We start from the raw sequence: 22143 nt of genomic DNA, 5'->3' as shown, positions 1-22143 counted from the left end.
TTAGTATAATTATTATTTTGTATTATTATCACTTTTACGAAAGAATAAATAACTATATTGACTGTTGCTTACAGGATTATATAAATTTAAAAATATTGACGTCAAAAATGGCTATTTACCATATAATGGCGCAACATAGTTATAAATAAATTGACAAAATAAAAAATTATTCACATAAATAATTAAAATCAATAAAATTTATATCTAATAGCGTTCAAAAAATATGAATACTCAGCCTTATATACCCCATGGATTTCAAGATGCATCGCGACGGCAAGGGAGTGAATCCCCGGGAGCATAGATAACTATGTGACCGGGGTGAGTGAGTGCAACCAACAAAGAGGCAACTTGAAAGATAACGGGTATAAAACTTATTTAAACGATATAAAAACATATTAAATCTTTACAAAAAACTCATATAATAAAATAATCAGTTTAACGATAGAAAGAGAAAGCTATAAATAACACTCTTATTTATCGGTTAATTAAGTTATAGAAATAATATTATAATTCAATATTAATCAATAGGTTATTTATTACAAATAATAACCGTTACTTATATGAATTTAAAGTAATTCAGACAATCTGATCATAATTGAAAGAAAAATATCCATATATATACCCTATGGATTTCAAGATGCATCGCGACGGCAAGGGAGTGAATCCCCGGGAGCATAGATAACTATGTGACTGGGGTGAGCGAGTGCAGCCAACAAAGAGGCAACTTGAAAGATAACGGGTATATACCCTATGGATTTCAAGATGCATCACGACGGCAAGGGAGTGAATCCCCGGGAGCATAGCTAACTATTTCACACCCATATCAATCATCTAAAGAATGGTTATGTCACTCTTACACTAAATAGCCACTTTCCTGGTAATAAAATTCTCTTTAAAATCCTACCTGAAGCGATCCACTACCACTTCCCTCCCAATATAACTTGTTATCCTAAAAAGGATAAATGACAATCGATAGCATCTTTTCATAACTGGAGTAAGACATGACTGATATCGCTAAGTTGTTAGGCAAAGATGCGGACAGTTTATTGCAACATCGTTGCAATACCATTCCGAGTGAAAATCTTTATCTGCCAGGCGCCGACTTTGTTGATCGCGTAATGATCGACAATAACCGACCCAATACGGTTCTGCGCTCCATGCAAACATTGTTAAATCATGGTCGCCTTGCAGGTACGGGTTATTTGTCTATTTTGCCGGTGGATCAAGGTGTAGAACATTCTGCTGCCGCTTCTTTTGCAGCAAACCCGCTCTATTTCGATCCAAAAAATATCGTTGAACTGGCTATTGAAGCCGGCTGTAACTGTGTTGCCTCTACTTATGGCGTGTTATCCGCTGTTTCTCGTCGTTATGCTCATAAGATCCCATTTCTGGTTAAACTGAACCACAATGAAACACTGAGCTATCCCGCTCAATATGATCAAACTTTATATGCTAGTGTTGAACAAGCATTCGAGATGGGTGCTGTTGCCGTTGGAGCAACAATTTACTTTGGCTCTATCGAATCACGGCGTCAAATTGAGGAAATTTCAGCCGCCTTTAAACGGGCGCATGAATTGGGCATGGTAACGGTATTGTGGGCCTACCTACGTAATTCTGCCTTCAAAAAAGAGGGGGTAGATTATCACTCCAGTGCAGACCTCACAGGCCAGGCTAACCATTTAGCAGCCACTATCGGTGCCGATATCGTTAAACAAAAAATGGCCGAAAATAACAGCGGCTATACGGCGATTGGCTTTGGTCATACCGATAAACGTGTTTACACTAATTTGACTACCGATCATCCTATCGATCTGGTCCGTTATCAGATAGCTAACTGCTACATGGGTCGCGCCGGTATGATTAACTCAGGTGGTGCATCCGGTAATAATGATTTAAGTGACTCCGTTCGTACTGCCGTCATTAATAAACGCGCAGGCGGCATGGGGTTAATCCTCGGCCGTAAAGCTTTCAAAAAATCCATGAAAGAGGGTATTGAGCTGATTAATGCGGTTCAAGATGTCTATCTGGATAAGCAAGTGACTATCGCGTAAATAAAGCTTGTCGCCGGTGATAATGAATATACCCGTTATCTTTCAAGTTGCCTCTTTGTTGGCTGCACTCGCTCACCCCGGTCACATAGTTATCTATGCTCCCGGGAATTCGCTCCCTTGCCGTCGCGATGCATCTTGAAATCCATAGGGTATAGATAGTAAGTCGCTACCAACGTTGAGTTATCCTGTTCTCACAGCATAATCACCTAATTCATTATCACTTTCTCACCAAATCCTGAAAACACCAATCAGCTACTCTCACCACCACTGATGAAAATGGTGCACAGGCCCGATTCCTTTTCCTACATCTAACGAGTCCGCCTGTTCTAACGCCGCCTGGAGGTATGCTTTGGCAACAGGCAGTGTTGTCTGCCAATTCGAATAACGCGGACGCAAAGCAGCCAGTGCAGCGGAGAGCGTACATCCTGTTCCATGAGTATGACGAGTATTGATTCTGGGTGCAGTAAAACGCCATTCTCCCTCAACAGTAAATAGCCAATCAGGGCTTTCATGTTCTGTAAGGTGCCCGCCTTTCAGTAAAACGGCTTCGCATCCTAGCGATAATAGTTCACGCCCTTGTTTTTGCATGTCCATTTCGGTTTTTGCTACAGAGCATTTCAATATCGCTGCGGCTTCCGGCAAATTTGGGGTAATCAACGAAACCTTCGGTAACAATCGTTCAACAACCTCGGAAACCGCTTCCGGCGCCAACAACGGATCGCCACTTTTCGCAATCATTACCGTATCCAATACAACATAAGGAACGGCATAACGGCTTATTGTGTCGGCAACGACGGCAACATTGGCCGCATTGGATAACATGCCTATCTTAGCGCTATCAATTCTGATATCTGACAACACAGATTCAAGCTGTGCCGCAACAAAAGTAGGATCGATATCATAAACAGATTGCACACCACAGGTGTTTTGCGCAACAAGCGCGGTCATTACTGTTGTGCCATAAGCACCAAGTGCGGAGAAAGTTTTTAAGTCGGCTTGAATGCCAGCACCGCCACTAGGATCAGTACCGGCAATTGTCAGTGAATTGATTCTCATCATAGGTACCCCTTCCAACCAGCAAAAGGAAAGCAAGTATATCCGTTATCTTTCAAGTTGCCTCTTTGTTGGCGGCACTCGCTCACCCCGGTCACATAGTTACCTATGCTCCCGGGGATTCACTCCCTTGCCGCGCGATGCATCTTGAAATCCATAGGGTATATCAGGAAAAGACACCTCGACTTCCCTACGCTGGCATTATCCAGATCAGGTATTACGGGTTCATCTCAGCTCTGTGAAGAGCACCCCGAGTCAAAACAAAAACACCCTATCAGATAACTAACAGGGTGATATCGGTATATCATTGTTGCCAATAAAAAATCAAACAGACAACAAATTTACTTCGTCAATCCAAAATGATTGACAAAAAGAAGTTATGCTGTAGTAACGTTTGCCGCAGAAGGACCTTTCTGACCGTCCTGAATTTCAAACTCAACTTTTTGACCTTCGGCCAGAGTCTTGAAACCCTCGCTCTGAATAGCGCTAAAATGTACAAACACATCTTTGCTACCATCAGCCGGAGTAATAAAACCAAAACCTTTAGATTCGTTGAACCACTTTACAGTACCAGTGATTTTTGCCATTTTAAGAATTTCCTTCGGATCACTTAATTCTAATTCGCCGTTCGGCGCAACATAAAAACTAGAGCAAGTTGCTGCTATTAACAGAGCTGTATAACAGAACCATACCTCGTTTACCCGAACGATTTATCACATATTCTTAATATGATGGCAAGCCATTTTTTATCAGCTATGGAGCTAACGCACATATTTAAAATTCTTAACAACAATTATTGTTTAACATAGCTGCAAAAATTTGAAAAACCAAGGTTATCCTAATTAGCTTACAGTTTATCCACTCAACAAAACCCCAGATAACATAAATAATCCTAATTTATTTTGCCTGTCTTATTATTAGATTTTTTATATCTATAGTACGGTCATAGAGACCAATCTCTACTGTTTGAGTGAAAGAAAAAATCAACACATTCCCAATATTAGTTAACTAAAATATTAGTATTAAATATACCCAGTTAATACCTATTACATCTTAATATTAATTTTTTGTTTAACTTTTATTGAAAATAGCAAGAGTAGAATTCCTGAATTTAGACGTTTGTCATATTTTACGTGATACAAAGGATCTTCCCAATTTATGTTGTCGGGAAATTGGAGCAATAAATAATGAAATTTGATTTAACCGCAGCCTGTACCCTATCAGCCACTCTTTTAGTCTCATCAGGGACAGTGTTTGCAACAACGGCAGATACTGCTAACAAATCATTAGCAACCACTGAATCTCACACTCCGATCAGTTATGGCAACAATTCGAGCAGTTTATGGGAAAAATTCAACAATAATGTCGCTCTCACCTGGGATGCACCCAACAATGAACTTTATCTGCCGGTAATTACTTGGCATAACAGACATACCTACGATAAAGAGAAAACCGATAAATATAATGAGCGGCCCTGGGGTTTCGGCTATGGTAAATATCGTTACGACGAAGACAACGATTGGCATTCCCTTTATGCAATGGCTTTTATGGATTCTCATAACCGTTTGGAACCCATCGTTGGCTATGGATTTCAGAAGATGTGGATACCCGGTGATTTAGATGGTTTCCGAATGGGAATTGGTTTCACTCTGAGCGTTACAGCTCGTCATGATTATTATTATGTCCCTATTCCACTCCCATTACCGTTATTCTCCATAGAATATGATCGGTTATCGTTTCAAGGAACGTATATTCCCGGCACATATAACAACGGTAATGTACTCTTCGCCTGGTTACGTTGGCAGTGGTAACCGGATAAAAAATACCAGGCTGCGTGACATCAGCCTGGTATTTTTATAGTGATAATCCAAGTATACCCGTTATCTTTCAAGTTGCCTCTTTGTTGGCTGCACTCCCTTGCCGTCGCGATGCATCTTGAAATCCATAGGGTATAGATATTATCCCTGATCCTCTGTTTTCATTTTATTACGGCGAGAATGGGACATTAAAAACCCGATCCATAACACCCCCACCCAGAATGGCATCAAGATAACTGAAATACGGATGCTATCCATCATCAAAATAATGACAAGTATAAAAGCAAGGAAAACCAGACACAGATAATTACCAAATGGATACCAAAACGCCTTAAATGACGGCTCTATCCCCTGTTTAACTTTTTCTGCCCGGAATTTTAAATGCGCCATACAGATCATGACCCAATTAATCACCAACGTTGTTACCACTAACGCCATTAATAACTCAAATGCTTTGCCCGGCATCACATAATTAATCAATACGCCAATGGATGTTGCCAAAGCAGACATGACAATGGCTCTGATAGGAACACCACTTTCATTAACTTTTGTCAACATTCCAGGAGCATTGCCTTGTTTTGCTAAACCATACAGCATCCGACTGTTGCAATACACACCGCTGTTATAAACGGACAATGCGGCTGTTAGGACAACAATATTCAGAATGTTAGCCACCCAGAAACTATCCAGGTTATGAAAAATCATAACAAATGGGCTTTCACCTTCAACGACATTGCCCCACGGATAAAGCGACAATAACACAGTCAGAGAACCAATATAGAAAATCAATATTCTGTATACCACCTGATTGGTGGCCTTAGGAATGCTGATACGTGGATTTTCCGCTTCTGCTGCGGTAATACCCACCAGTTCCAATCCACCAAAAGAGAACATGATTACAGCCATTGCCATAATAAGGCTGAAGATCCCATTAGGCATAAAGCCACCATGCTGCCAAAGGTTAGTAATGCTGGCCTGAGGCCCGCCATTTCCGCTGACTAACAGGTAAGAACCAAAAACAATCATACAGATAATTGCGGTCACTTTAATGATGGAAAACCAAAATTCTGTTTCACCATATAACCGGACATTAATTAAATTTACCGTATTGATTAAAACAAAGAAGACGGTTGCAGAAACCCAGGTTGGAATATCAGGCCACCAATAGTGGATGTACATTCCCACAGCCGTTAATTCAGCCATTCCGACCAGAGTAAACATCGCCCAATAATTCCAGCCTGATAAAAACCCGGGAAAATCGCCCCAATATTTATACGCAAAATGACTAAACGACCCCGCTACTGGCTCCTCGACTACCATCTCTCCTAGCTGACGCATAATCAGAAATGCAATAAAGCCTGCGATAGCGTATCCTAAAATTACGGAGGGACCTGCCATTTTTATAGTTTGTGCAATACCGAGAAACAACCCAGTCCCGACAGACCCCCCCAAAGCAATAAGTTGAATATGCCGGTTTTTTAAACCGCGTTTAAGTGTTGACCGCTGCGATTGTCCTGCCATCTTGTCCTCTTGATACAACTTCTATCTTGTTATTAGTGGGAAAACAACCGCTTCCCCTTATCTGCTTTATTCAAAGCAAACAAAACACTAGCTTTAAAGGGTGGATATCGAAGACATATGTTAGCACAGATATATGATGGGAAAATGGCTGATGAGTATCAACAACTAATCAGAAAGGCAGATATCGAGTCACAGAACAAATACCTGAATCAAACTGTTCCCCCTGATCACAATAGCTATCCAAAGCTAACAGGTACAAGAACAGACATATTCCAAGTAATACTAAGATTGCAATGGTTTTTTTTATGTCCAATTCTATTTCCTTCAAGTTCGGTCAGAACGCAATACGTTAAGAATAAAGTTGAAAAATGATATTTTACAACAATGAAACAAGAAAAATATTCATCCTGTGCTTTCATTGTGAAAAAATCGAACCGGCAACAGTATGCATGCTAACAATGTAATCAGAACGCATTTAAACAAATACTAACCATGTGGATTCTATTCATTATAACAAAAAAATCAATTGTCACATTCAGTTACAATTTAAATCGTTATGTCAAGGCTTTGTCATCTTTAGAAAAAGTTGTGTATACTTCCTTTCACTTTCAACCAGAACAAAATTGTTAATGCCACAGGATAATCACTTAGCACTTGTATGTGCTCTCAGCAAATGGATTGAGAATCACCTTGGCCGGGTAATCCATCTGGAAGAACTGGCAACTTACTCCGGTTACTCGCTTTGGCACATGCAGAAAATATTCAAGGAAGTCACCGGAATTTCTCTTGGTAAATATATCCGCCAGCGACGCCTGGCCGGCGCTGTTCATCTTTTAAGAAACAGCGCTTTGCCTATTTTTGATATCGCCTTAGATTTCGGCTTTGGCTCTCAGTCTCATTTCACTTATATGTTCCGCAAAGAGTATGGCATAACTCCCTATGATTTCCGGCAGAATCCAGAGATTGAGCTCGAAATTAAATTACCTCTTCATTTCACGACTAACTGTTCGTGACACGGTAACCAGAGAACCTTAAATGCCCCCTCAAATATTTAGGAATAAACAACGATGGCGTTGCCACAAAGGACGCCATCTCACACTCATCCTTGATACCTTCACTTAACAGGTATCATCTGGCTTTAGTCGCTAACCAACAGATAATTGATCCTATGGTAACCATTAGCACCCCTTGCCAGAATGAAAAAGAGAGTGCGGTGCTAAGAAGCAATGATGAAAAAGCCGTCGATATAATCGGCGTGAAATAAGATAGTGTAGCCAATAATGCAACATGTCCTCTGATGATCGCAAAGGTCCAGGCGGCATTCGCCACCCCCATAACCGCGCCAGCAAACAATAATATGCTGACACTACGCAGACTTATCGCCATTTCAGGAGGTGATGTGAAGAAATATTGCACCCATAATGCGAAAGCCGTCAGGATAAAAAACAACGACATGCCATTCTTACCTGCCGCCATTATTTTTGTAATGTTACAATACACCGCCCAAATAATTGCCCCCGCAAAAGCCAAACCATAACTTAATGGATTGCTCTGGATATTTCCTACCATCTGTCTGAGTGACCAGCCATTATTACCACTCATCACCCAACCGATCCCCAGAATAGACAATAATAAACTAGGATATAACCACCAGTTCACATTCTGCTTATTAATAATCACGGCAAGTAAAACAGTAAAACCTGGCCACAGGTAGTTAACCATACCCAATTCAATTGCTTGAGCACGATTATTGGCAAAACCTAATGCAAGCGATAAACAGATTTCATAACTGACAAACAATAGACTCCCAAGCCACAAATAGATTCTGGGAAAGGCGCTAATTTTTGGGAAGCCGATTAGCAGAATCAGAAAAATCGATCCAACTGTATAAATCAGCGCTGCGCCACCTACAGGCCCAAAATCTTCACTCACACTTCTTATCAACCCAACGATTGTACTCCACAATACAATCGCCAATATTCCGTACAGGGTCGCTTTGTGTTGTTCTATCCTTGCTTTCACATCTATCCCCATATTTATTCTTATTCTAGTTCTCTGTCATACTGAATCAAATAAATCAGTACCAGAATGATAGTGATAAAAAAATGGAAAGCACTAGATACACCATTCCACTGTTTAGACATCCACATCCCAAACCATTCACCACCAATTGACATAAATGCCACCTGCCAAGTCAAGAATCCCAAGGTCAGACCCGCTATTGCAACAGCTTTCTTTTTATTAAAAATGGCAGCATTAGATTTTAAATTCGCCAGTAAATAGATACCGCCAATCCAACATAACACTGCCATTAAACTTTCTAAAGAAATAATCATAATATAGCCAATGTGATGTAGCACTGGTGAATGAATTGCACGATAGGTAATAGTCGTATCTGGGAAAATGGTATCCATCATAAATACGTGCTGTACAAATGCGAAATTAGTCGCATAGTCTGTGATATTGCCAAAAGCCGCTAATGTCGCAAACAAAGCTATTGCAAAAATCATCAAAGTCTTAGATAAGCGAATAATCATTTGTCAAGTCCTCAAAGAATGGTTTTAGCGCCGAAAAGATCATAAAGAACACAAACTATACCCTATGGATTTCAAGGTGCATCGCGACGGCAAGGGAGCGAATCCCCGGGAGCATAGATAACTATGTGACCGGAGTGACCGGAGTGACCGGGATAAGTGAGTGCAGCCAACAAAGAGGCAACTTGAAAGATAACGGCTATATCATATAATCTAACAATCATCACCCTATTTCCACATATTTAATCATAGAATTACGTTTAAAATATTTTCATCTAAAATCTGACTGATATTTTTCTGTTCATACTATCATTAGATCAGTTATTATCTGATCCATTATTATTTACCTGACTATTATTTATGAACGATTCTCTAGCTGGTTCAATAAAAAGCTATTTCAGCCAAAAATTGAGTAGAAAAGATTATATTATTAGTTTTATTAAAATAGCGATTATTTTCGGAATATTAATCTTTCTCTCTGGTTACCTAGCAGAAAACAATTATGCCACCCACATGAAATATGAGTTATCAGTGTGGTTGTATATGATCTCTATTGGCCTATGGGCAATGTGCTCCTTCGCTACGGTTTACTATTTAATCATAAAAACAGCTTACAGATTCAATGACGTGGGGTTATATGGCTGGCTAATCTCTATTTTTATTTACCTGTGCAGTGTGTTACCAAACTATTTTCCCGACAAAATAATAATGTATTCACCCTTTATCAGCCTAATTGGGATTATTCTTGCATTTATTCTGCCAGGAGGAAAAAATCATAATAAAGAGTAATATTTTCTCCATATCGCAAAAATTTCATTTAATCTGACTATTACTTAAAATAGTAATAGTCATTATAAAATAAAGCGACGATTATTTATATACATTGGATATTTTATTACTTAGCCATCACCTTACTTCTATTGCTATTTCTCACCACAATCTACTATACCCGTTATCTTTCATGTTGGCTGCACTCGCTCATCCCGGTAACATCTCCCGGGGATTCACTCCTTTGCCGTCGCGATGCATCTTGAAATCCATTGGGTATATATCGAAAGCAATCGTGCGTTAAAATAGCAACAGTTGGAAAGATATGATCAACAACTGCCGAGGTAAGGCTGTTACTACAGTTAAAACAAAGTGAAGAAAAGTTCGAAGAATAGATCATGAAAATTTATAGAGTTTATGAGAAAAACCATGCCATAAAAGTCACTCCAATAAAGTTCTTTCTATGGCACGATCTCACAAGATAGTGAAAACTATTTTTTATATTTCTCAACCAGAGCCAGAGCTATTGATTCAGTTTGTGCATCAGGATTACCACTGATGTCATCTGGCCTGAAATGCATCTGGAATGCACTGATGGTCTTACGGGTATCTTCATCAAGCACACCCGTTTGTGGAATGGTGTAGCCATATTTAGCCAATGTCTTCTGGATTAACTCAACAGAAGCACCATCATGCCATTTTCTGCCAGCCATATATTTTTCAACGGTTGCATCTTCAGGCCATGCACCAATACCTTGCTCTGCCAAATTCTTCCAAGGGAAAAGTTTGCCTGGATCATATTTTCTCAAAGGTGCAATATCACTGTGACCAACGACATTAATAGGTTCAATGCCATAGCGTTGAATAATATCTTTCGCCAAACGCGTTAATAGATCGATCTGTTGCTCATTAAACGGATACCACTCTTTCTCAAGTAGCATTTCCGTAAATCCTTTATTAACAATTTCAATGCCAATCGAAGTGTCATTCAAGTCTTTCCGACCATTCCATCCACTAACACCAGCATGCCATGCCCTCTTATCTTCAGGAACCAGTTGTAGAATAACAGGCTTTCCTCTCACATAATTCGGTAACGATGGGATCAAATAATGAGCACTAACACCACCCTGAGTGAGTATACGTAAAGAATCTTTATCATCAACAGCGGTATAGTGGAACACCAAAAACCTTACTCTGTCATTTTGACCTTGCGAAGGAAAAGAGCTATCAACTTTATAAGCGCCCCGATCTTCCAGGTTGGAACACCCCGCCAATAGCATAAATAAGCCAACCAATATGATCTTCTTCATCATTTCCCTGTCCCACCTATTAATTGAAAGCAATATAATAACACAAAGAAATCAAATGAATACAAAATAAAATTTATATTTTACATGATTTTTTCATAAAACTATCGGTTTTGTTCTTGACATAAAGCACAAATGAAGATGCCTTATTCCCATAACTTAGATGGAAATAAGGCAAAAATAACAAATGAAACGTGAAAGGCTATTAGCCGCTATGTTGTTAAATAGTACTAACTATACCCGTCATCTTTCAAGTTGCCTCTTTGTTGGCTGCACTCGCTCACCCCGGTCACATAGTTACCTATGCTCCCGGGGATTCTCTCCCTTGCCGTCGCGATCCATCTTGAAATCCATAGGGTATATACTTTGTTCTAGCATTTCACTTGTGACCAGCCGCTTGGTTCGATTTAGCAAGATTTGCCGTTTCTTCCCAAATACCGACTTCGACCTTTTTCTGAATTTCAGGATACTGATTAATATCAAATGTCGGTAACTTACCGACACGTCTCTGTTGGTTGTAATCTTTTGCGAGTTTAAATGCGACGCCAGAAAGCAACAAGATAGCGGTCAGATTGGTAATTGCCATCAATGCCATAGACAAATCAGCCATTTTCCAAACTAAAGGCAATTCAGCCAACGCACCAAACATTACCATACCCAACGCCGCCAGACGTAAGATCATCAAGCCCGCAGTATGATTACGTTCAAGGAATACGATATTGCTTTCAGCATAAGCATAATTCGCAATGATTGATGTGAATGCGAAAAAGAAGATAGCCAGTGCAATAAATTCAGATCCCCAATCACCGACAGCGGAAGACAATGCCCGCTGAGTCAATTCTATTCCACTTATTCCTGAAATATTGCCATCAAGCACACCCGATGACAGGATGATAACAGCAGTAGCGCTACAGATAACCAGAGTATCCATAAAAACACCCAGCATTTGCACATAACCCTGAGATGCTGGATGAGGAGGATATGGAGAAGCAGAAGCAGCAGCATTGGGTGCTGACCCCATCCCGGCTTCATTTGAAAACAACCCGCGTTGAACACCTTGTGTCATCGCCTGAGCAACACCATAACCAACGGTTCCTGCAACTGCTTCCTGCAAACCGAATGCGCTTTTGAAAATCAATGCAAACACTTCCGGCATTCGTTCAAAGTTATGCCCGACGACCCAGAACGCCAAAATCAGATAAGCTATCGCCATAAAAGGGACAACTAATTCTGCAACCCGAGCAATAGAGCGCAAGCCACCAAAAATAATGGCCCCGCTAAGAATCACCAAACCGATGCCGACATACAAAGGATCAAAATTAAATGCAAAAGCAGCAGCCTGAACAATGGAATTTGCCTGAACAGCATTAAATACCAGACCAAAAGCAATAATAAGAAATATGGAGAACATAACGCCCATCCAGCGTACTCCAAGCCCCTTTTCCATATAGTAGGCCGGACCACCGCGGTAATTCCCCTTATCGTCTTTTGTCTTGTACAGCTGGGCAAGTGTACTCTCAATAAAAGAGGTTGCCATTCCAATCAGAGCAACCATCCACATCCAAAAAATGGCACCAGGCCCACCAGCCGTTAAGGCGATTGCCACACCAGTAAGGTTACCGGTACCAACCCGTGCAGCTAAGCTGGTACACAGAGCCTGGAATGATGAAATACCCGCACTGTCAGATTTTTTACTGTTTTTCAATACTGAAAACATGTGCCCAAAATGACGAATCTGTATAAAACCTGTGCGTATAGTGAAGTAAATACCAGCCCCAAGAAGAAGATAAATCAATACGGAGCCCCAAAGGATACTGTTAAAAAAGCTAATTAGTTCCGTCAAGATATTTTTCCCCTTAAATTAGTAAACCCAGTCTGACCATAAAATCGTATCCGGCAGAATTCATTGCGCTTAATATGCCTTTATAATTAACAAGTAACACAATGCTGTATAAAAAAACACAGAGATACTGGTCAGAAAAACGCTATGAATGTAACACAAGTTTGAAATTAATGTGTAATGTTTACTGACCTTTTTACATTATCCATCAGATTAAATGAATGTTTGGTGTACTGTTTTTGACTGATAGTTAATAGATATGTCATTCAATCGACTATTGCCCGTCAGTCACTTCATACACTTTTGGCTATGCCTCCTATCAGTGATTCACAACAACTGCATATATGAAACCCGTTACTCTAGCCCTCACACAAGTAAAAGAAGTTCTACCAATGAACCGCTTGTTAATTAAATCAACAACCCATTAATATCAAGAAAAAAAATTCAAAAATAAGATATTGTGATTAATTTTGTGAGCAGATTATCAGCTTTAACAAAAAAAACCTCATTAATTTAGAAAATTTCGCATAGTGACATTTATCACATAAAACATTAAAAATCAAAAAGATAAAAAAACTCTCTTATCGGATCACAATGAAATACCAACACGTATACTCAATGTAGAAAATATCATCCCAATAAATAACATAACATGCAAAAAACGAATAAACATCTCAACCTATATCTGACATTTATCTGTAGGCTTCCTCAGTCACAAGAACAAATGATATTTTTCTCTTAGCTATTTGTGTTAAGTTATCATTAACATTAAAAGTTTTTAACGAATGTTCACTACTTCTTTATTTTATTATAACGAATACATTTCTACTTATTTATCTATTCTCTGAATATATTCAAATATATATCTAATCGTTCTCATTATTTTATTCTCTATAAGATGATTGTCTAATATTTCCACAAGCGGATTAAAATAAAACAACAATAAAACCGAGATAATAAGATCCTTTTTTATAAAAGATCGAGCAGTACTTTGATTACCTGCCAGATAGGCCAAACCTTTAACAAAATTTGTAGAAAATTTGCTGAATGAGCAACAGAATTCTAAGTAAAATCGGGTACACTGCAAACTAAAATCATTACAATGATATTACCACTTTAAATTTCCCTAAGACCGGATACTACAAGCACAGATGTCTTGGATAAATCACAAAAACGCAAGGCTTAACTTTGACAATTTACCGTGATGGTCAGTTAGAGACAGTTTAACCCAAATCACGCCTATCATTTTGTTACAATAACTCATTGAATACCTATATATCCTATGGATTTCAAGATGCATCGCGACGGCAAGGAAGTAAATCCCCGGGAGCATAGCGAACTATGTGACCGGGGTGAGCGAGTGCAGCCAACAAAGAAGCAACTTGAAAGATAACGGGTATAAACATCAAAATCCTCTCAACACAGTTACATGATAAATCGCCATCTCATTAGACTATAAAAACAACAGGCTTAACCCAACTATACATAGTTAAAACCAACTTTTACTTTACATTATATTAACATTATGTTTTAATTCCATTAAAATATTATTTCATATTAAAACTATATTGTGAAAAATATGAAAAAACTTCTCTCATATGCAACATAAAACTGGATCTTTTATTATCTACTGCTAATATTTTCATTTGTTATCTTTTACAAAAAAAATATGTTTATGAAGTTAATATTGTATAAATATCTCACTTTTATTCTAAATGCATAATTTAAACAATATACGTTGAGGTTATGAATGATGTTAAGAAGAAAAAGGAAGAATCCCACTGATAACAATTTACCTATAAGAGTCTATCGTGGGAGATCTAAATATGAATATCACCCTCCATCAGGAGGTTCAATATCCATTTGTTGTTTAAGTTCACCATTATCTGTCGTTTGGGAGGAATATGAAAAAATTCTTAATAAGGAAAAACAATAACTAAATAATAATATTTCAAATATTATACAGTAAGTACTTTATTTACAGTTATAAAACCAGCGGGAGAACAAACTCCCGTTAGCGGTTTTGCCTAAATACACCAATAATAAAGATTTTTACACGCTATTAAATTAACTATCCAGTTTTAACTTCTCATATCTACTTATCGTTCATCAAACCAAGCTAATCATCCAACTCCTTCTCAAGATAGAAATCTTAAGTCTCCTACTTTGGTTGGCATGAAAACTCTCATCGGATTATTGGAAAAAAATGGCCAAATATTTGCCATAAGTTCGCAATTCTCTACAAATTTAGAAGATTGCGAATTGCACTCGATGAGAACTAGCACGAGCAGCATTTAGCCAATGAGAAGTAGGATCCAATACGGATCCATGATATGCCTCCACGCTGCCTTATATTCAAGCTTTAAACGAGCTTTCGCGCGGTTCTGCACTGCCCCAAAAGTTGATCATCCGAGCAAAGGAATTCAGCATAGCTCAGACCATTTCAGTATGAGCTGGAAAACACCGTAGCAAAAGGCAATGAAAAAGGGAGGAAATAATGGATAGAAGAATGAGTTAGCAGTAACTTGCTTGCAAGAGGTTGCAAGTTACTGGATAACAGCCACCGCCTTAAAAATATATTCTTTGAATAGCAACGCCAGCGCCGCAGCAACAATAAACCATTGAAGTCGATCAAATTTACCTTCAAGTTTATCAAAACGCTTATCTATGGATTCAAAACGCTTATCCATAACATCAAAACGTTTATCAATAGATTCGAAGCGTCTATCTATTAATTCGAATCGCTTATCAATAGATTCAAAGCGTTTATCAATAGATTCAAAGCGTTTATCAAGTGATGCAAAGTTAACCTCGGTCTCACGGCGCAGATTATCCACACTTTCCTGAGTTGCAAGATGTTGCATATTCTGCCCGCGATGTAAGAGAGCATTCAGTACATCACTCGTACTAAACTCTATTTTTTTATCATCTGAGCTACTCATCTTTTACCCCCTCTCCCTATCAGACAGAACGAATATTAACCTCAGTATACACTCTGCCATACATGACTTGCAAAATTTTACGCTTAATAAAACAACAATATATACCCGTCATCTTTCAAGTTGCCTCTTTGTTGGCTGCACTCACTCACCCCGGTCACATAGTTACCTATGCTCCCGGGGATTCGCTCCCTTGCCGTCGCGATCCATCTTGAAATCCATTGGGTATATACCTTTAAGTACTTGAGATTTTCCAATTAAGGCTATAAAGCATAAAAAGGTAAAAACGACAGATAACCACCTGAAAATAGGATAAAAAAACCAGCTAAAGCTCTATTTAGGAAAAAAAATACATAAAATTGCCTTTATGGCAGTTATACAGAAAGCTCCGTAGTGAAGTGACCCTCTATAGCAGTTAGAAAACCTCACGGAAGCATTAGCTACCGTGAAGTTTTTGCAAGATGATAAGATTACATATGCTGGATAATCGCGTCACCAAATTCGCTACATTTCAGCAACTTAGCACCTTCCATCAGACGTTCGAAATCATAAGTCACGGTCTTCGCGGCAATCGCGCCTTCCATACCTTTAACGATCAGATCTGCGGCTTCTGTCCACCCCATGTGACGCAGCATCATTTCAGCGGAAAGAATCACAGAACCTGGATTCACCTTATCCTGACCGGCATATTTAGGTGCTGTACCATGAGTTGCTTCAAACAGAGCACATTCATCACCGATGTTTGCTCCCGGAGCGATACCAATACCACCAACCTGAGCAGCTAGTGCATCAGAAATATAGTCACCATTCAGGTTCATACAGGCGATAACATCATATTCGGCAGGGCGCAACAGAATCTGTTGTAGAAACGCATCTGCGATAACATCTTTGACAATGATCTCTTTACCGTTTTTCGGATTTTTAATTTTCACCCAAGGACCGCCATCCAACAGTTCACCGCCGAACTCTTCACGAGCAAGCTGATAACCCCAGTCTTTGAAAGCACCTTCGGTGAACTTCATAATGTTGCCTTTGTGAACCAGAGTGACAGATTCACGGTCATTATCAATTGCGTATTCGATGGCAGCACGAACTAAGCGTTTAGTACCCTCTTCAGAACAGGGTTTCACACCGATACCACATTGCTGTGGGAAACGGATTTTATTGACGCCCATCTCTTCTTGCAGGAATTTAATCACTTTATCCGCTTCGGCAGACCCCGCTTTCCATTCAATACCAGCGTAAATATCTTCCGCGTTTTCACGGAAAATAACCATATCGGTCAATTCAGGTTGTTTGACCGGGCTTGGCGTTCCCTGGTAATAACGAATAGGACGAAGGCAAACATACAGATCTAATTGCTGGCGCAATGCTACGTTCAGAGAACGAATACCGCCACCAACCGGCGTCGTCAGAGGACCTTTAATGGCGACGCGATATTCACGGATCAGATCCAACGTTTCATCCGGCAACCAAACATCTTTACCGTATACATGAGTCGATTTTTCACCGGTGTAGATTTCCATCCAGGAAATTTTACGCTCACCCTGATAAGCTTTCTGAACCGCTGCATCAACAACTTTCAACATTGCAGGGGTAACATCGACACCAATCCCATCCCCTTCGATATAAGGGATGACCGGGTTATTCGGAACAATCAGTTTACCTTTAGCGTCGACTGTTATTTTTTTACCTTCCGCCGGAATAACTACTTTGCTTTCCATTAACCTCTCCTTTCAAGTAAGCGTAATACCTTGTTAATTTTTTGTAAGGGACGTGTCAATACTACTTGAATATTCTGCGAACGCCAATTGATAGCAGACTAATGTATAATACCCCTTCCATTTTATTCAGTGATCTATGATGACAAATTTCGCTATTAAAAAACACAAACTTAACCGATTCAGCCAAAGAAAAATATCGCATTCTGTCAAAAAACCAACAGTACCTCGTCGAGTGTTGATATTTAACAAACCCTATGATGTTTTACCCCAATTCACTGATGAAATGGGCAGAACAACGTTAAAAGATTTTATCCCGTTCCCTAATGTGTATGCTGCCGGGCGTTTAGATCGTGACAGTGAAGGATTATTAATTCTGACGAATGACGGTAAACTTCAAGCACAGCTAACCCAACCGAATAAAAAAACAGCCAAAGTTTATTATGTGCAAGTTGAAGGCGTTCCAGATGAAATCTCTCTCAATAAGTTACGCAATGGCATCATATTAAAAGATGGGCCTACCCTACCCGCAGGTGTCGAGTTAGTTCATGAACCGACATGGCTCTGGAATCGCCATCCACCGATTCGTGAACGTAAAAATATTCCGGTAAGCTGGTTAAAAATAACACTTTATGAAGGCCGAAATCGTCAAGTGCGCAGAATGACAGCACATATCGGTTTTCCTACACTTCGGCTGATTCGTTCTAGTATGGGAAACTTACAATTAGGCAAGATGAAACCCGGTGAATGGAAGGAGATCAATTTTGTTTAGCCCCCACATCACAGTTGCCTGTGTTGTCCATGCCCAGAATAAATTCCTGGTAGTTGAAGAGACAATTAATGGCAAAGCAGTATGGAATCAACCCGCTGGTCATCTTGAGGCTGGTGAAACATTGTTACAAGCGGCGGAACGCGAATTATGGGAAGAAACCGGTATTCAGGCTAAGCCGCAAGCACTGCTGAAAGTTCATCAGTGGGTTGCACCAGACGGCACCTCCTTTATCCGTTTTCTGTTTCTAGTTGAAATGGAACAACAAACAGTAACCCATCCACAAGACCATGATATTGACTGTTGCCATTGGGTTACAGCAGAGCAAATATTCAGTAGCCATTATCTTCGTTCTCCACTCGTCGCAGAAAGTATTCGCTGTTACCTGCAAAACGAAAAGCATCCTCTCACCCTACTGGATAGTTATGTTTCTCCGTTTATTTAATAACAAAACAGTGATACGTTTGATGCACCCCGATTTGCAACGTGTTAAAGTACGGCGCTTGTTTTTTTCTCCAGTGAGATTCCCATGTCAGATAACAGCCAGAAAAAAGTCATTGTCGGCATGTCCGGCGGTGTAGATTCCTCCGTTTCCGCCTATTTGCTACAACAGCAAGGTTATCAAGTGGCTGGCTTGTTCATGAAGAATTGGGAAGAAGATGATGATGAAGAGTACTGTTCAGCCACGACTGATCTGGCTGATGCCCAATCCGTTTGTGATAATTTAGGCATCGAACTTCATACCGTCAATTTTGCTGCCGAATATTGGGATAATGTTTTCGAACATTTTCTCTCTGAATATAGAGCAGGCAGAACACCTAACCCAGATATTCTATGCAACAAAGAAATTAAGTTTAAAGCATTTCTGGAATTTGCTGCTGAGGATTTAGGCGCGGATTACATCGCAACAGGTCATTATGTTCGCCGCAGAGATATTAACGGTAAAAGCCAATTATTACGGGGGCTGGATAGTAATAAAGACCAAAGCTACTTCTTATACACGTTGAGCCACCAGCAAATTGCTCAAAGCCTATTTCCGGTCGGTGAACTGGAAAAACCGGAGGTCCGTCGTATCGCTGAAAAAATTGGTCTGGTGACGGCAAAGAAAAAAGATTCCACCGGTATCTGTTTTATTGGCGAGCGCAAATTCCGTGACTTCCTTGGCCGTTATTTACCAGCCAAACCTGGCCCGATTATGACAGTAGATGGAGAATCCCTTGGTGAACATCAGGGGCTGATGTACCACACGCTGGGTCAACGTAAAGGTCTGGGAATCGGTGGAACGAAAGAAGGCAGCGAAGAGCCGTGGTATGTCATAGATAAAGACGTTCAGAACAACATCCTGATCGTGGCACAAGGGCATGAACACCCCCGTTTAATGTCTACCGGCCTTATTGCTCAGCAACTTCACTGGGTTGACAGACAGACATTAACTGAAGAAATCCATTGCGTCGTCAAAACACGTTATCGTCAGCAAGATATTCCTTGCACTGTCACCCCCATAAACGAAGATAAAATAGCAGTCCGTTTTGCTAACCCTGTCGCCGCAGTCACCCCCGGCCAATCAGCCGTCTTTTATCAGGGTGAAGTTTGTCTTGGCGGTGGAGTGATCGAACAACGTTTGCAGGAGTAATTGTGGCAAAGAATTATTACAACATTACACTAGCGCTGGCGGGAATTTGCCAGTCAAGTCGCTTGGTACAACAACTTTCTCATGAAAACCAGTGTGATACTGATGCTGTTGCCACTATGGTTAACAGCATTTTAAACACCAACCCGGCATCTGTTTTAGATGTGTTCGGCAATCATGAACGCAATCTGAAAATTGGGCTGAACGCAATGCTAGGGATGTTTAATAGTTCTAACAATGGTATTTCTGCCGATCTTACCCGCTATATCTTGAGTCTGATAGCATTGGAGCGCCGGCTAATTAAAAATCAGGCAGCTTCCGATGCATTGGGTAACCGTATCAGTTTACTAGAACGTCAACAGGCATATTTCGAACCCATGTCAGAAGGGATGTTCAACGCGTTGGCCGGTATTTATGTCGATGTTATCAGCCCATTAGGTCCACGTATCCAAGTGACTGGTTCCCCTGATATTCTGCGCAATCCACTTGTACAAGCGAAAGTCCGGACTATTCTACTGGCTGGCGTCCGTTGCGCGGTCTTATGGCAACAAGTTGGCGGCGGTCGCTTGCAATTAATGTTTTCTCGTCAACGCCTGATCCAACAGGCGAAAGATATTCTTTCTCATTGTTAAATAAAATCCGGGAGTTGCTACCAATGGAATTATCCTCACTGACTGCTGTTTCTCCAATCGATGGCCGTTACGGCGATAAAGTCAGCGCATTACGTACCATTTTTAGTGAGTTTGGCTTACTGAAATTCCGCGTGCAGGTTGAAGTACGTTGGCTGCAAAAACTGGCAGAATGTGCTGAAATTAAAGAAGTTCCCGCTTTTGATACAGACGCAAACGCTTACCTGAATGAAATCATCGCAAATTTCAATGAACAGGATGCAATGCGTATTAAAACTATCGAACGCACCACTAACCACGATGTCAAAGCAGTGGAATATTTTCTGAAAGAGAAAGTTGCGCATATTCCTGCACTACATCAAGTTTCTGAGTTTATTCACTTTGCCTGTACTTCTGAAGATATTAACAATCTAGCTTATGCGCTGATGCTACAAACAGCCCGTGAAGAAGTACTTTTACCTCAATGGCGCCAGATGATTGATACCATCAAAAAAATGGCGAGTGAATATCGAGACTTACCCCTGTTATCTCGCACTCACGGCCAACCAGCCACACCTTCCACGGTTGGTAAAGAGTTTGCCAATGTTGCTCACCGAATGGAACGCCAGTATCGTCAACTGGAACAATCCGAAATACTCGGCAAAATTAATGGCGCCGTGGGTAACTATAATGCCCATATAGCCGCTTACCCACAGGTTGATTGGCATCAGTTTAGTGAAACTTTTGTGACTTCACTCGGCATCACATGGAATCCATACACGACCCAAATCGAACCCCATGATTATATTGCTGAATTGTTCGATACCATCGCCCGTTTCAACACGATTCTGATCGATTTTGACCGTGACATTTGGGGTTACATCGCACTTAACCATTTCAAACAGAAAACAGTTGCCGGTGAAATCGGTTCTTCCACTATGCCACACAAAGTCAATCCAATTGATTTTGAAAACTCGGAAGGCAATTTGGGGCTGGCAAATGCGGTATTTGGTCATCTGGCAAGCAAGTTACCGATTTCCCGCTGGCAACGAGATCTGACTGATTCAACCGTATTACGTAACCTTGGTGTTGGCCTGGGATATGCTCTGATCGCTTATCAAGCTACGATGAAAGGCTTAAATAAGTTGGAAGTCAATGAGCAGCACTTACTGGATGAGCTAGATCAAAACTGGGAAGTGCTTGCTGAACCTATCCAGACAGTAATGCGTCGCTATGGTATCGAAAAGCCTTATGAAAAACTCAAAGAACTTACCCGTGGCAAACGCGTCAATAGTGAAGGAATGAAAACCTTTATCGATGGGCTGGATTTACCGGAAGAAGAGAAAATACGACTGAAAGCCATGACGCCGGCAAATTATATTGGCCGTGCAATTACACTGGTTGATGAATTGAAGTAGTTGATATTCAACAGACGGATAAAACATCCGTCTGTTGCTACTCTTATATAAACCAATCCCAAACATACTTTAAAGTTATATTCTCTATTTCCACTTAACGTCTTGCTGTTACAGATCCATGTATCTAACATATTCAGCCAGAACCATGACATTGAATTTTTTACCGG

At 40.2% G+C, this 22143-nt stretch carries 20 protein-coding genes and 1 riboswitch; of the genes, 9 read left to right on the top strand and 11 right to left on the bottom strand.

From position 1 onward, the window contains the following. Positions 1 to 1001: 1001 nt before the first annotated feature. Positions 1002 to 2051: a class I fructose-bisphosphate aldolase gene (gene fbaB / locus LG003_RS00180; RefSeq protein WP_112877745.1), complete on the top strand. Its 1050-nt coding sequence runs from the start codon at positions 1002 to 1004 to the stop codon at positions 2049 to 2051. Between the two features lie 258 nt (positions 2052 to 2309). Here fbaB and thiD read toward each other — a convergent pair whose 3' ends face one another. Beyond that, positions 2310 to 3110 carry a bifunctional hydroxymethylpyrimidine kinase/phosphomethylpyrimidine kinase gene (gene thiD, locus LG003_RS00175; RefSeq protein WP_167405256.1) on the bottom strand — a complete coding sequence of 267 codons (801 nt, stop codon included), beginning with the start codon at positions 3108 to 3110 and terminating at the stop codon, positions 2310 to 2312. A 164-nt stretch (positions 3111 to 3274) separates the two neighbouring features. Beyond that, positions 3275 to 3367, bottom strand: a riboswitch (TPP riboswitch). Between the two features lie 114 nt (positions 3368 to 3481). Beyond that, complete coding sequence (gene cspE, locus LG003_RS00170) at positions 3482 to 3691, bottom strand: transcription antiterminator/RNA stability regulator CspE (protein WP_036781809.1); 210 nt, start codon at positions 3689 to 3691, stop codon at positions 3482 to 3484. Between the two features lie 600 nt (positions 3692 to 4291). On the opposite strand from cspE, the gene pagP reads away from it, so the two are divergent. Beyond that, the gene (gene pagP, locus LG003_RS00165) at positions 4292 to 4915 is read left to right on the top strand and encodes a lipid IV(A) palmitoyltransferase PagP (protein WP_112877746.1); all 624 of its coding nucleotides are present in this window, start codon (positions 4292 to 4294) and stop codon (positions 4913 to 4915) included. A gap of 147 nt (positions 4916 to 5062) precedes the next feature. On the opposite strand, the gene LG003_RS00160 is transcribed toward pagP, so the two are convergent. Both LG003_RS00160 and LG003_RS23595 read right to left on the bottom strand, forming a co-directional pair. Beyond that, positions 5063 to 6442, bottom strand: coding sequence for an amino acid permease (locus LG003_RS00160; protein WP_112877747.1), 1380 nt, complete (start codon positions 6440 to 6442; stop codon positions 5063 to 5065). A gap of 169 nt (positions 6443 to 6611) precedes the next feature. After that, on the bottom strand, positions 6612 to 6755 hold the full coding sequence (locus tag LG003_RS23595) for a PhoP/PhoQ regulator MgrB (protein ID WP_112877748.1): 144 nt from the start codon (positions 6753 to 6755) through the stop codon (positions 6612 to 6614). 316 nt (positions 6756 to 7071) lie between these two features. On the opposite strand from LG003_RS23595, the gene LG003_RS00150 reads away from it, so the two are divergent. Continuing rightward, positions 7072 to 7455: a helix-turn-helix domain-containing protein gene (locus LG003_RS00150; protein ID WP_262979918.1), complete on the top strand. Its 384-nt coding sequence runs from the start codon at positions 7072 to 7074 to the stop codon at positions 7453 to 7455. A 115-nt stretch (positions 7456 to 7570) separates the two neighbouring features. On the opposite strand, the gene yddG is transcribed toward LG003_RS00150, so the two are convergent. From yddG to LG003_RS00135, 3 genes are all read right to left on the bottom strand, one after another. Further along, the gene (gene yddG, locus LG003_RS00145; RefSeq protein WP_315903367.1) at positions 7571 to 8476 is read right to left on the bottom strand and encodes an aromatic amino acid DMT transporter YddG; all 906 of its coding nucleotides are present in this window, start codon (positions 8474 to 8476) and stop codon (positions 7571 to 7573) included. Between the two features lie 8 nt (positions 8477 to 8484). Next, positions 8485 to 8979 carry a DUF2165 family protein gene (locus LG003_RS00140; RefSeq protein WP_112877751.1) on the bottom strand — a complete coding sequence of 165 codons (495 nt, stop codon included), beginning with the start codon at positions 8977 to 8979 and terminating at the stop codon, positions 8485 to 8487. Positions 8980 to 9050: 71 nt separating this feature from the next. Beyond that, positions 9051 to 9200, bottom strand: a complete 150-nt coding sequence (locus LG003_RS00135; protein ID WP_262979917.1) for a hypothetical protein — start codon at positions 9198 to 9200, stop codon at positions 9051 to 9053. Positions 9201 to 9336: 136 nt separating this feature from the next. Between LG003_RS00135 and LG003_RS00130 the strand changes: the two genes are divergently transcribed. Beyond that, entirely contained in the window at positions 9337 to 9765 is a 429-nt protein-coding gene (locus LG003_RS00130) for a DUF805 domain-containing protein (RefSeq protein ID WP_112877752.1), read from the top strand. Positions 9766 to 10235: 470 nt separating this feature from the next. Here the strand turns inward: LG003_RS00130 and LG003_RS00125 are convergent, their stop codons facing one another. The 4 genes from LG003_RS00125 to icd form a co-directional block, all read right to left on the bottom strand. Then, positions 10236 to 11054 carry an N-acetylmuramoyl-L-alanine amidase gene (locus tag LG003_RS00125; protein WP_112877768.1) on the bottom strand — a complete coding sequence of 273 codons (819 nt, stop codon included), beginning with the start codon at positions 11052 to 11054 and terminating at the stop codon, positions 10236 to 10238. 376 nt (positions 11055 to 11430) lie between these two features. Continuing rightward, entirely contained in the window at positions 11431 to 12894 is a 1464-nt protein-coding gene (locus LG003_RS00120) for an alanine/glycine:cation symporter family protein (RefSeq protein WP_112877753.1), read from the bottom strand. 2543 nt (positions 12895 to 15437) lie between these two features. Further along, positions 15438 to 15833, bottom strand: a complete 396-nt coding sequence (locus LG003_RS00115; RefSeq protein ID WP_112877754.1) for a hypothetical protein — start codon at positions 15831 to 15833, stop codon at positions 15438 to 15440. 467 nt (positions 15834 to 16300) lie between these two features. Then, positions 16301 to 17554 carry an NADP-dependent isocitrate dehydrogenase gene (gene icd, locus LG003_RS00110; RefSeq protein WP_112877755.1) on the bottom strand — a complete coding sequence of 418 codons (1254 nt, stop codon included), beginning with the start codon at positions 17552 to 17554 and terminating at the stop codon, positions 16301 to 16303. Positions 17555 to 17693: 139 nt separating this feature from the next. On the opposite strand from icd, the gene rluE reads away from it, so the two are divergent. From rluE to purB, 5 genes are all read left to right on the top strand, one after another. Beyond that, a complete protein-coding gene (gene rluE, locus LG003_RS00105; RefSeq protein WP_112877756.1) occupies positions 17694 to 18323 on the top strand; it encodes a 23S rRNA pseudouridine(2457) synthase RluE in 630 nt (209 codons plus the stop codon). Continuing rightward, positions 18316 to 18765 (top strand): NUDIX hydrolase, encoded by a 450-nt coding sequence (locus LG003_RS00100; protein ID WP_262979916.1) that lies wholly within the window; start codon positions 18316 to 18318, stop codon positions 18763 to 18765. The genes rluE and LG003_RS00100 overlap by 8 nt, the downstream gene beginning before the upstream one ends. Before the next feature lie 84 nt (positions 18766 to 18849). Next, positions 18850 to 19953, top strand: coding sequence for a tRNA 2-thiouridine(34) synthase MnmA (mnmA, locus tag LG003_RS00095; protein WP_262979915.1), 1104 nt, complete (start codon positions 18850 to 18852; stop codon positions 19951 to 19953). A 2-nt stretch (positions 19954 to 19955) separates the two neighbouring features. Further along, a complete protein-coding gene (gene hflD / locus LG003_RS00090) occupies positions 19956 to 20582 on the top strand; it encodes a high frequency lysogenization protein HflD (protein WP_112879561.1) in 627 nt (208 codons plus the stop codon). 23 nt (positions 20583 to 20605) lie between these two features. Beyond that, positions 20606 to 21976 (top strand): adenylosuccinate lyase, encoded by a 1371-nt coding sequence (purB, locus tag LG003_RS00085; RefSeq protein ID WP_112879560.1) that lies wholly within the window; start codon positions 20606 to 20608, stop codon positions 21974 to 21976. Positions 21977 to 22143: the final 167 nt, after the last annotated feature.

This window comes from Photorhabdus kleinii, from assembly GCF_025384885.1.
Lineage (GTDB): Bacteria > Pseudomonadota > Gammaproteobacteria > Enterobacterales > Enterobacteriaceae > Photorhabdus > Photorhabdus kayaii.
The sequence above is the reverse complement of the archived record's forward strand: the minus strand, read 5'-3'. Positions and strand labels throughout refer to the sequence as shown.